The organism is Paraburkholderia caballeronis, from assembly GCF_900104845.1.
Classification (GTDB): domain Bacteria; phylum Pseudomonadota; class Gammaproteobacteria; order Burkholderiales; family Burkholderiaceae; genus Paraburkholderia; species Paraburkholderia caballeronis.
In genome coordinates this window covers 1,182,134-1,193,823 of the sequence record NZ_FNSR01000002.1, presented here as the reverse complement: position 1 = coordinate 1,193,823, position 11,690 = coordinate 1,182,134, and the positions used below count along the sequence as shown (strand labels likewise).

Annotated in this window: 9 protein-coding genes; 6 read left to right on the top strand and 3 right to left on the bottom strand. The window is 67.5% G+C overall.

Annotated features, from left to right (window positions below; translation table 11 throughout):
• Positions 1 to 230: 230 nt before the first annotated feature.
• Positions 231 to 1,175, top strand: a complete 945-nt coding sequence (gene ispH / locus BLV92_RS21805) for a 4-hydroxy-3-methylbut-2-enyl diphosphate reductase (protein ID WP_090548695.1) — start codon at positions 231 to 233, stop codon at positions 1,173 to 1,175.
• A gap of 10 nt (positions 1,176 to 1,185) precedes the next feature.
• Entirely contained in the window at positions 1,186 to 2,337 is a 1,152-nt protein-coding gene (gene hpnH / locus BLV92_RS21800) for an adenosyl-hopene transferase HpnH (protein WP_090548692.1), read from the top strand.
• A gap of 207 nt (positions 2,338 to 2,544) precedes the next feature.
• On the opposite strand, the gene BLV92_RS21795 is transcribed toward hpnH, so the two are convergent.
• Positions 2,545 to 2,751: a YbdD/YjiX family protein gene (locus BLV92_RS21795; protein ID WP_090548690.1), complete on the bottom strand. Its 207-nt coding sequence runs from the start codon at positions 2,749 to 2,751 to the stop codon at positions 2,545 to 2,547.
• A gap of 14 nt (positions 2,752 to 2,765) precedes the next feature.
• Positions 2,766 to 4,853 carry a carbon starvation CstA family protein gene (locus BLV92_RS21790; RefSeq protein WP_090548687.1) on the bottom strand — a complete coding sequence of 696 codons (2,088 nt, stop codon included), beginning with the start codon at positions 4,851 to 4,853 and terminating at the stop codon, positions 2,766 to 2,768.
• 211 nt (positions 4,854 to 5,064) lie between these two features.
• Here BLV92_RS21790 and BLV92_RS21785 point away from each other — a divergent pair, with 211 nt between their 5' ends.
• Positions 5,065 to 6,456 (top strand): cache domain-containing protein, encoded by a 1,392-nt coding sequence (locus tag BLV92_RS21785; protein WP_090548685.1) that lies wholly within the window; start codon positions 5,065 to 5,067, stop codon positions 6,454 to 6,456.
• A complete protein-coding gene (locus tag BLV92_RS21780; RefSeq protein WP_090548682.1) occupies positions 6,453 to 7,094 on the top strand; it encodes a response regulator in 642 nt (213 codons plus the stop codon). Before BLV92_RS21785 ends, BLV92_RS21780 begins: the two co-directional genes overlap by 4 nt.
• Positions 7,095 to 7,131: 37 nt before the next feature.
• Here BLV92_RS21780 and BLV92_RS21775 read toward each other — a convergent pair whose 3' ends face one another.
• Positions 7,132 to 7,737: an MlaC/ttg2D family ABC transporter substrate-binding protein gene (locus BLV92_RS21775; protein WP_090548679.1), complete on the bottom strand. Its 606-nt coding sequence runs from the start codon at positions 7,735 to 7,737 to the stop codon at positions 7,132 to 7,134.
• Positions 7,738 to 7,919: 182 nt separating this feature from the next.
• On the opposite strand from BLV92_RS21775, the gene hpnN reads away from it, so the two are divergent.
• Positions 7,920 to 10,547, top strand: a complete 2,628-nt coding sequence (gene hpnN, locus BLV92_RS21770) for a hopanoid transporter HpnN (protein ID WP_090548678.1) — start codon at positions 7,920 to 7,922, stop codon at positions 10,545 to 10,547.
• Complete coding sequence (locus tag BLV92_RS21765) at positions 10,544 to 11,596, top strand: MlaA family lipoprotein (protein ID WP_090548675.1); 1,053 nt, start codon at positions 10,544 to 10,546, stop codon at positions 11,594 to 11,596. Before hpnN ends, BLV92_RS21765 begins: the two co-directional genes overlap by 4 nt.
• The last annotated feature ends 94 nt before the right edge of the window (positions 11,597 to 11,690 follow it).

Genomic DNA, 11,690 nt, shown 5'->3' with positions numbered 1-11,690 from the left:
CCGTGGTGCATTGCGTCACGGCAGGAGGCCCTTCCGGCCGGCCGTCGCGTGGACGCCGCAGTCGGTGCGTGGTCCAGCAAACGGACGGCGATAAGGTTAAAATGCGCGTTTTGTCCTGGTGCGCCGGTCCCAAACCGGCAATATGCACCTCTTTAATATTGATGGTCGCGGCGATAAAGTCACATTTACCGGCTTCTTCGAAACCCGCGTCAGTCGGAGTTCGCCATCCTATGCGAGTCATCCTTGCCCAGCCCCGCGGCTTTTGTGCGGGGGTTGTTCGCGCAATCGAAATCGTCGATCGCGCATTGCAGAAACACGGCGCGCCGGTCTACGTGCGCCATGAAATTGTCCACAACCGTCACGTGGTCGAAAATCTGCGCAACAAGGGCGCCCGTTTCGTGGAAGAGCTGGATGAAGTGCCGGCAGGCGCAGTCGCCATTTTCAGCGCGCACGGCGTCGCAAAGACCGTCGAGCGCGCCGCCGACGAACGCAGCCTCGACGTGCTCGACGCCACCTGCCCGCTCGTCACGAAGGTTCACGTGCAGGGTCGCCAGTACGTCGCGGCGGGCCGCACGCTGATCCTGATCGGCCACGCCGGCCACCCGGAAGTCGAAGGCACGATCGGCCAGATTCCCGGCACCGTGCTGCTCGTGCAGAGCGAAGCCGAGGTCGCGACGCTCGATCTGCCGCTCGACGCGCCGCTCGCGTACGTCACGCAGACGACGCTGTCGGTCGACGACACCCGTGGCATCATCGATGCGCTGCTCGCGCGCTTCACCGACATCGTCGGCCCCGACACGCGCGACATCTGCTACGCGACGCAGAACCGCCAGGCGGCGGTGCGCGATCTGTCCACGCAGGTGGACGTGCTGCTGGTGGTCGGCGCGACGAACAGCTCGAATTCGAACCGGCTGCGCGAAATCGGCAGCGAAACGGGCGTGCCGAGCTACCTCGTCGCGGACGGGTCCGAAGTGAAGGTCGAATGGTTCGCCAACGCGCAGACGGTCGGCATCACCGCCGGCGCGTCGGCGCCCGAAGAAATGGTCGAAAACGTCATCGACGCACTGCGCGCGCTGGGTCCGGTCGAAGTGTCGACGATGGAAGGCCGCGAAGAAAAAGTCGAGTTCAAGCTGCCGACGAAGCTGCTGCAGCCGCTCGTTGCCCGCGAAGTTTAAGGAGGACACCTTGTCTATTCCGCTGCTACAGAAAGTCCGCGTTGGCGCGTATATCGCCCGCCAGCATTTCGGCGGCAACAAGCGCTACCCGCTCGCGCTGATGCTCGAACCGCTGTTCCGCTGCAATCTCGCCTGCAATGGCTGCGGCAAGATCGATTATCCGGATCCGATCCTGAACCAGCGCCTGTCGCTCGCCGAATGCCTCGAAGCCGTCGACGAATGCGGCGCGCCGGTCGTCTCGATCGCCGGCGGCGAACCGCTGCTGCACAAGGAAATGCCGCAGATCGTGAAGGGCATCATGGCGCGCAAGAAGTTCGTGTACCTGTGCACGAACGCGCTGCTGATGGAAAAGAAGATGGACGACTACGAGCCGAGCCCGTATTTCGTCTGGTCGGTCCACCTGGACGGCGACCGCGAGGCGCACGACCATTCGGTGTCGCAGGAAGGCACGTACGACAAGGCCGTCGCGGCGATCAAGGAAGCGAAGCGCCGCGGCTTCCGCGTGAACATCAACTGCACGCTGTTCAACGACGCGGTGCCGGAGCGCGTCGCGAAGTTCTTCGACACGCTCGGCCCGATCGGCGTCGACGGCATCACGGTGTCGCCGGGCTACGCGTACGAACGCGCGCCGGACCAGCAGCACTTCCTGAACCGCGACAAGACGAAGAAGCTGTTCCGCGAAATCTTCAAGCGCGGCAACAACGGCAAGAACTGGTCGTTCAGCCAGTCGAGCCTGTTCCTCGACTTCCTCGCGGGCAACCAGACCTACGAATGCACGCCGTGGGGCAACCCGGCGCGCACGGTGTTCGGCTGGCAGAAGCCGTGTTACCTGGTCGGCGAAGGTTACGTGAAGACCTTCAAGGAGCTGATGGAAACCACCGACTGGGACAAGTACGGCACCGGCAACTACGAGAAGTGCGCGGACTGCATGGTCCACTGCGGCTTCGAGGCGACCGCCGTGATGGACACGGTCGCGCACCCGCTGAAGGCGCTAAAGGTGTCGCTGACCGGCCCGCGGACCAAAGGCGCGTTCGCGAAGGACATCCCGCTCGAAGGCCAGCGGCCCGCCGAGTACGTGTTCTCGCGCCACGTCGAGATCAAGCTCGAGGAGATCAAGGTCGCCGCGCAGACGAAGAAGCCGGCGACGGTCGCCGCGCATTGAGTCCGCCGCGCCGCCTCGCAGGCGGCGCATGCTTCGCGCACCGGAAAGGGCGCAACGGTTCGTTCCGTTGCGCCCTTTCTCTTTTCCGTTCCGGTTACGCGCCGCTACGGGCCGCATGAAAAAAGCGCAACGGCCTGTCGACCGTCGCGCTTTTCTTTTCCTTCGTCCGCCCAATTCCGATTCAGGCGGACGGTTTCAGGCCCGCCATCAGCAGCACTTGCCCGCGCCGGACCCGTACCGCGCGTTCTGACGCTCGCGGAAGAACTCCTCGTACGTCATCACGGGCCGGTCCGGATGCGTCGCGCGCAGGTGCGCGACGTAACCGTCGTAGTCCGGCAGGCCGACCATCAGCCGCATCGCCTGGCCAAGGTAACGGCCGGCGGTCTGAACGTTGTCACGCAGTCCGGTGAACATCGTGCGCTCCTTTATCAATGCGCGGCGCCCGCGCGCGAGACGACGCCGCCGACCGGCATCGGCTCGTACGGCGCTTCCTTCACGGTCGGACGATCGATGCGGCGCGCGCGAACGATCGCGATCAGCCCGTACACGACGACCGCGACGACCACGAAGATGAACAGCGCGGACAGCCCCGCATCGACGTAGTCGTTGAAGATCATCTGCTGCATCTGCTCGACCGACTTCGCCGGCGCGACGATCTTGCCGTCCGCGAGCGCCGCCGACAGCTTCGACGCGTGCGCGACGAAACTCACCTTCGGGTCGGCCGAGAAGATCTTCTGCGAGCCGGCGGTCAGCGTGCAGATGAGCAGCCACAGCGTCGGCGCGGCGGTCACCCACGCGTAGCGTTCGCGCTTCATCTTGAACAGCACGACGGTGCCGAGCATCAGCGCGATGCCCGCGAGCATCTGGTTCGAGATGCCGAACAGCGGCCACAGCGTATTGATGCCGCCGAGCGGATCGACGACGCCCTGATACAGGAAGTAGCCCCACGCGGCGACGCACAGGCCGGTCGCGATCAGGTTGGCCGGCAGCGATTCGGTGCGCTTGAGCGACGGATGGAACGTGCCGAGCAGATCCTGCAGCATGAAGCGGCCCGCGCGCGTGCCCGCATCGACCGCGGTCAGGATGAACAGCGCCTCGAACAGGATCGCGAAGTGATACCAGAACGCCATCATCGCCTGGCCGCCGATCACCTGGTGCAGGATCTGCGCCATGCCGACCGCCAGCGTCGGCGCGCCGCCGGCGCGCGACACGATCGTCGTTTCGCCGACCGCCTGCGCGGTCTGCGTGAGCATGTCGGGCGTCAGCACGAAGCCCCACTGGCCGACCGTGTGCGCAACGGCGTCCGGCGTCGTGCCGAGCACCGCGAGCGGCGCGTTCATCGCGAAGTACACGCCCGGCTCGATCACCGACGCGGCGACGAGCGCCATGATCGCGACGAACGACTCCATCAGCATGCCGCCGTAGCCGATGAAGCGCGCGTTGGTTTCGTTGTCGAGCAGCTTCGGCGTCGTGCCCGACGAGATCAGCGCGTGGAAGCCCGACACCGAACCGCACGCGATCGTGATGAACAGGAACGGGAACAGGTTGCCCGACCACACCGGACCGGAGCCGTCGACGAACTTCGTCAGCGCCGGCATCTTCAGTTCCGGCGCGACGATCAGGATGCCGACCGCGAGCGCGACGATCGTGCCGATCTTCAGGAACGTGGACAGGTAATCGCGCGGCGCGAGCAGCAGCCACACCGGCAGCACCGATGCGACGAAGCCGTAGCCGATCAGGATCCACGTCAGTTGCGTGCCGGTGAACGTGAACCACGCGGCGAGTTCCGGCGAATCGTGCACGGTCTGGCCGAACGCGATCGACGCCATCAGCAGCACGAAGCCGATGATCGACACTTCGCCGATCCTGCCCGGGCGGATGAAGCGCAGATAGACGCCCATGAACAGCGCGATCGGAATCGTCGCGGCGACGGTGAACGTGCCCCACGGCGAATTCGTCAGCGCCTTCACGACGATCAGCGCGAGCACCGCGAGGATGATGATCATGATCAGGAACGTGCCGAACAGCGCGATCACGCCGGGGATCGGCCCGAGTTCCATCTTCACGAGGTCGCCGAGCGAGCGGCCGTCACGGCGCGTCGAGATGAACAGCACGACGAAGTCCTGCACCGCGCCCGCGAACACGACGCCCGCGAGAATCCACAGCATGCCGGGCAGATAACCCATCTGCGCGGCGAGCACCGGACCGACCAGCGGACCCGCGCCCGCGATCGCCGCGAAGTGGTGACCGAACAGCACGATGCGATTCGTCGGCACGTAGTCGAGGCCGTCGTTGTAGCGCACGGCCGGCGTCATCCGCAGGCCGTCGAGTTGCAGCACCTTGCTGGCGATGAAGCGGCTATAGAAGCGGTAGGCGATCAGGTATACGCAGATCGCGCAGATCACGATCCATAACGCGCTGACCCGCTCGCCTTGCGCGAGCGCGATGGTGCCGAACGCGAACGCGCCAAGCAGCGCGACAAGCGTCCAGACGACGAAACTGGAAGTCCGATTCATGGCGTCTCCTGTTTGTGATTATCTGAATGCCCGGCATGGGACCGGGCCCCGCGCGCCGCCGGTGTGTTGCATCGTAGCGTAACGCGGCGCGGCGCATGGCGAAGGTGCGCCATGCTGTGGGCGTGTAGTATTCGCTTTCGCCCAGTTAGCGACAAGCGGACAATTACGTAACCGCTCTACGTACTACTACGTAGAGTGCCGCGCTTCTACGATGAATCTCAAGACGAAGATCTTTCTGCTCGCGGTCGTGCCGTTCCTCGCGGCCATCGCCGGCATCGGAATCGGCGTGCGGCAGCAGGCCACCGCGCTTGCGGCGACGCAACACTCGACGATGCAGGCGGCGTACCTGTCAAGCAAGGAAATCGAGCTTCGCCATTATGTGGACCTCGCAACCAGTGCGATCGCGCCGTTGTACGACGCGTCGCGCGCACCGGGCGCGGACGTCGACGCGCTGCGGCAGCAGGCGCTCGCGGTGCTGCAGAAAATGGACTTCGGCCCCGACGGTTATTTCTTCGTGTACGACATGCACGGCCGCTCGCTGATGCACCCGCGCGAGCCGGATCTCGTCGGCCGCAACCTGTGGGACCTGCGCGACCCGGCCGGCGCGCTGACGATCCAGCAACTGATCGCGGCCGCGTCGCACGGCGGCGGCTACGTGCGCTACACGTGGCGGCGGCCGTCCACTGGCTGGCTCGCGCCGAAGCTCGGTTACGTCGTGCCGCTCGAACGCTGGGGCTGGATGGTCGGCACCGGCATCTATCTGGACGACGTCGATTCGACGCTCGCGCGGATCGACCAGCGCGCGTCCGCGAACATCGAAAGCACGCTGCAATGGCTCGGCGTGATCGCGCTCACGGGCGTCGGCGTGATCGCGCTCGGCGCGCTGGTGCTGAACGTCAGCGAATACCGGAGTACCGACGCAAAGCTGAAGCGGCTCGCGCAGCAGGTCGTCGAGTCGCAGGAGAACGAGCGCGCGCGGCTGTCGCGCGAACTGCACGACGGGATCAGCCAGATGCTGGTGTCGGTGAAGCTGCTGCTCGAATCGGCGCTCGCGCAGATCGAACGCAGCGGCACGCGCGTGCCCGCGGCGGAAACCTCGCTCGCGACCGGCCTCGCGCGGCTCGGCGACACGCTGCGCGAGGTGCGCCGCATCTCGCACGCGCTGCGCCCGGCGATGCTCGACGACCTCGGCCTCGCCGCCGCGCTCGAACAGTTGACGCGCGAACTGAGCGAGGAAGCCGGCATCGAGATCGGTTTCACGCAGATCGCGCACACGCACGCGGCGCCGCTGCCGGACGCGGTGAACACGATGCTGTTCCGGATCGCGCAGGAGGCGCTGACGAACATCGTGCGGCACGCCGAGGCGGCGCGCGCGGCGCTGACGCTCGAAGTGTCGTCGCGCGGCGCGACGCTGACGATCGCGGACAACGGCCGCGGCTTCGACGTCGAGGAAACCCAGGCCGACCCCCGCACGGGGATGGGGCTGCGCAACATGCGCGAGCGCCTCGAAAAATTCGGCGGCACGCTGGCGCTCGGCTCGCAGCCGGGGCATACGATCGTCACCGCGTGGGTGCCGCTCTCCACGGGGAAAGGAGCAACATGAACGACTTCGCAAAACCGGCGCGCATCGTGCTGGTGGACGATCATCCGCTGGTGCGCGACGGCCTGCGCGCACGGCTCGAAGCGGTCCCGGGCCTGAAGGTCGCCGGCGAGGCGGGCAACGCGGACGAGGCGCTCGCGCTCGCGGAATCGATCGAGCCGGACCTCGTGCTGATGGACATCGGCATGCAGGGGATGAACGGCATCGCGCTCGCGGGCGTGTTCCACGAACGCTTTCCGGCGATCCGCGTGCTGATGCTGTCGATGCACGACAACGTCGAGTACGTGACGCAGGCGGTGCGCGCGGGTGCGAGCGGCTACGTGCTGAAGGACTCGCCGGCGACCGAGATCATCCGCGCGATCGAGGCGGTGCTCGCGGGGCAGACATTCTTCAGCGCGGGGCTCGGCGCGCGGATGATCCAGGCGTCCGCGATGCAGACGCCGATCGAGCGCCTGACGCCGCGCGAGCGCGACATCCTCGATGCGCTTGCGGAAGGGTTGTCGAGCAAGCAGATCGCGCAGCGCAACGGGCTGTCGGTGCGCACGGTCGAGACGCACCGGCTGAACCTGAAGCGCAAGCTCGACATCGAGGGTCAGGCGGAGCTGATCAAGTTCGCGGTGGAGAACCGCAGGAAGGGATGAGGGCGGCGCGGCCGCCCCTCGAACGACAGCGCGGCGTTCAGCCGGCGCCGCGCGTGTTGTGGTCGATCAGGTACTTGATCAGCCCGTCGATGCCGCCCTTCGCGATCTGGTCGGCGAACTGCGTCTGATACACCTGGATCAGCCACGCGCCCATCATGTTGATGTCGTAGATTTTCCAGCCCGACGCGGCGCGCGTGAGCCGGTAGTCGATCGCGTCGTCGCCGCCGTTGCTGATGACGTGGGACTGCACGACCGCGTCCTTCGCGTTCGCCGCCGTGTTCGACGGCAGGAATTTGAACGTCACCTGCTGGTCGCGCAGTTGCGACAGCGACGCCGCGTAGGTTCTCACCAGTAGTTGCTGGAACTGCTGGTACAACTGTTGCTGCTGCTCCGGCGTCGCGGTCGCCCACGCCTTGCCGATCGCGATGCGCGTCGTGCGCTGGAAGTCCGTGGACGGCACGAAGTGCGTTTCGACGACACTGGTGATTTTCGCCATGTCGCCGCCGCGCGCCTGCGGGTCGGCCTTCATCGCGGTCACGGTGCCTTCGACCGCGGCGCGGACGACGGCGTCCGGCGAGCTTTGCGCGAAAGCGGCGCCCGACACGCAGGCGGCCGCGAGAAAAGCTGTCAAATAACGTTTCATACGCTGATCGGAGCAGATGGTTTCGACACCGGAACGACGGCAGGCCGAACGATCCGGCAGGCCAGTATACCGGCTTTGCCGGATCGGCCTCGCGTACGCAAGCCGCGCTCGCGGACCCGGGGCCGGTATACTTGTGCGCTTCGTGCCAAAAACGCCGTCTTTGACAGGGCCCCCTCGCCTGTATGCTGAAGCCATTCATCGTTCACCTCGTCGCCTGGTCGGTGCGCCGCGCGGCGTGGGTCATCGCACTCGCCCTCGTGCTCGCCGCGCTGAGCGGCCTGTACGTCGCGAAACATTTCAAGATCAACACGGACGTGAGCGGACTGGTCGAGAACGACGCCCGGTGGTCCGCGCTCAGCACGGCGATCGACGACGCGTTCCCGCAGCGCGGCCAGTCGCTGCTCGTCGTCGTCGAAGCCGATGCGCCGGAACTGGCGGACGCCGCCGCGAACCGGCTCGCGGACGCGCTGAAGCAGGATTCGAGCGAGTTCGGCGCGGTCTCGCAGCCGGCCGGCGGGCCGTTCTTCGAGCATAACGGGCTGCTGTTCCCGCCGGTCGCGACCGTGCTGTCGACGACCGGCCAGCTGGTGCAGGCGCGCCCGCTCGTGAACCAGCTCGCGAAAGACCCGAGCCTGACCGGCCTCGCCGGCACGCTGACGACGACGCTGCTGCTGCCGCTGCAGATCGGCCAGGTGAAGCTGCCGGACATGGCGCATCTGCTCGGCTCGTCGGCGGACGTCGTGGACCGCGTGCTCGCCGGCCAGCCGGCCGCGTTCTCGTGGCGCGCGCTGGTCGACAAGGACGTCGCGACCCATCCGGCGTTCTCGTTCGTCACCGTGCAGCCGGTCGTCAACTACGGCGCGCTGCGCGCCGGCGCGAACGCGAGCGCCGCGATCCGCGCGACGGCGGCGTCGCTGCATCTCGATCGCGAGTTCGGCGCGCGCGTGCGCCTGACCGGCGAGCAGCCGCTTGCGGACGAGGAATTCGCGTCCGTCGAAGACGGCGCCGCGCTGAACGGCGCGCTGACGGTGCTCGTCGTGCTCGTGATCCTGTGGCTCGCGCTGCGCTCCGGCAAGCTGATCGGCGCGGTACTGATCACGCTCGTCGTCGGCCTCGTGATCACGTCCGCGCTCGGCCTGATGATGGTCGGCGCGCTGAACATGCTGTCGGTCGCGTTCATGGTGCTGTTCGTCGGGCTCGGCGTCGATTTCGGCGTGCAGTTCGGCGTCAAGTATCGCGAGGAGCGGCACCAGGACGACCGGCTCGACGCCGCGCTGCTGAAAACGGCGCGGCTGATCGGGGTGCCGCTGACGCTCGCCGCCGTCGCCGTCGCCGAAAGCTTCTTTTCGTTCCTGCCGACCGCGTACCGCGGCGTGTCCGAACTCGGCAAGATCGCCGGCGTCGGGATGTTCGTCGCGTACTTCGCGAACATGACGCTGCTGCCGGCGCTGATCAGCGTGTTCAAGCCGCGCGGCGAGCCGGCCGCGCCGGGCTTCGCGTTCCTCGCGCCGGTCGACGCGTATCTCGCGACGCACCGCAAGCCGGTGCTGATCGGCACGCTGATCGTCGTGATCGGCGCGTCGCCGCTGCTGCTGCACCTGCGCTTCGACTTCAATCCGCTGCATCTGAAAGACCCGCATACCGAGTCGATGGCGACGTTGATCGCGCTGAAGAACTCGCCGGTCATCTCGATCAACGACGTCAGCGTGCTCGCGCCATCGCTCGAAGAGGCGGACCGGATCGCCGCGCGCCTCGCGAAGCTGCCCGAGGTCGGCCGCACGACGACGCTCTCGACGCTGATCCCCGCCGACCAGCAGCAGAAGATGATGCTGATCGCGAGCGCGGCGCAGCAATTGCTGCCGGTGCTGCAACAGCAGCCGGCGCCGGCGGCGACCGACGAGGTGCGCGTCGCCACGTTGAAGCGCGCGGCGAGCCAGTTGTCGCTCGCGGCCGACGATCATCCGGGGCCGGGCGCGGCTGAAGCGAAGCATCTGTCGGCATCGCTGACGAAGCTCGCGAACGCGGACGCGGCGACCCGCGACCGCGCGGAGCAGGCGTTCGGCACGACGCTGCGGCTCGCGCTGGGCCAGCTGGAGCGGCTGTTGCAGCCGGCCGGGATCACCCGCGAGACGCTGCCGCCGGCGATGGTCCGCGACTGGGTCGCGCCGGACGGCAAGGCGCTCGTCGATATCTCGCCGCGCGTGCCGCCGGGCGTGGATCCGGGCGACGACACGCTGCTCGCGCGCTTCGCGCACGCGGTGAAGGCGGCGGAGCCGGGCGCGATCGGCGGGCCGATCTCGATCCTGCATTCGGCGGATACGATCATCAAGGCGTTCCTGCAGGCGGCCGTCTGGGCGGTGCTGCTGATCACCGTGCTGCTGTGGATCACGCTGCGCCACTTCGGCGACGTGCTGCGCACGCTGATTCCGCTGCTGGTGTCCGCGCTGGTGACGCTGGAACTGACGGTCGTGCTGGGCATCCAGCTGAACTTCGCGAACATCATCGCGCTGCCGCTGATGCTCGGCGTCGGCGTCGCGTTCAAGATTTATTTCGTGATGGCATGGCGCTCGGGCCAGACCGGCCTGCTGCATTCGAGCCTCACGCACGCGGTGCTGTTCAGCGCCGCGACGACGGCGACGGCGTTCGGCAGCCTGTGGCTGTCGCACCATCCGGGCACGTCGAGCATGGGCAAGCTGCTCGCGCTGTCACTGCTCTGCACACTGATCGGCGCCGTGGTGTTCCAGCCGGTGCTGATGGGCACGCCGCGCGCGAAACGCGCGCGCCCGCAAACGCAAGGGATCGACCAATGAAGAACCATAAGGCCGCGATGGCCACCGCGGCAGCCTGCCTGACCCTGTTGACGGCCGGTTGCGCGACGGGTCCCGACCGCAAGCCGGGCGACCCGCTGGAACCGATGAACCGCGTGATCTTCAAGGTCAACGACACGGTGGACCGCACGATCGCGCAGCCGGTCGCGAAGGGCTACCAGAAAGTCACGCCGGAGCCGCTGCGCCAGGCGATCACGAACTTCTTCTCGAACCTCGGCGACGTCAGCAACTTCGCGAACAGCGTGCTGCAACTGAAGGCCACCGAAGCCGCCGAGAGCCTGATGCGGATCGTGATGAACACGACGTTCGGCCTCGGCGGCCTGCTCGACTTCGCGACCGAGGCCGGGCTGCCGAAGCACCACGAGGACTTCGGGCTGACGCTCGGGCGCTACGGAATTCCGGCCGGGCCGTACCTCGTGCTGCCGCTGTTCGGCCCGAGTTCGGTGCGCGACGGGATCGGCATGGGCGTGGACGTGAAGTTCAACGTACTGAACTACATCGACCCGCCGGTGCGCAATCCGCTGTACGTGACGCAGTTCGTCAGCGCGCGTGCGGACATGCTCGGCGCGACGGACCTGCTGCAACAGGCGGCGCTCGACAAATATTCGTTCGTGCGCGACGCGTACCGGCAGCAGCGCGAGGCGCTGTTGCGCGGCGGGTCGGGCGCTTCGACGCCGCTGCCCGATTACGGCGATCCGGGCGACGGAGGCGACAGCGGGACGGACGGCGCGGCGAATGGTACGAGCGGCGCGAACGGCGCAAATGCGGCCGGCGGCGCGGCCGGGGCGGAAGCCGGTGCGGGTGCGGCCGCCGCGGCGGGGACAGCCGGCGCTGTGCCGGCCGGGGGCTCCGCCGCGCCTGCGTCGGAACCGGCGGCGGCGCCTGCGGGCGCTTCCGAGCCAGCGGCGCCTGGCGCAGCGTCCGCGCCGTCGGCGGCTTCGGCCCCGGCGGCCAAGGCGCCGGCGCAATCGTCGGGCAGCGGCGCGGCGCAAGCGCCGGCTCCCGCGTCCGCGCCGACCACTGCGCCCTGACCTCGCGCAACGGGCGGCAACCCGACCGCCCCGGCGCGTAAAAAACCCCGGCAGGCGATATCCGCCTGCCGGGGTTTTTTGATTCGCCGTCGCG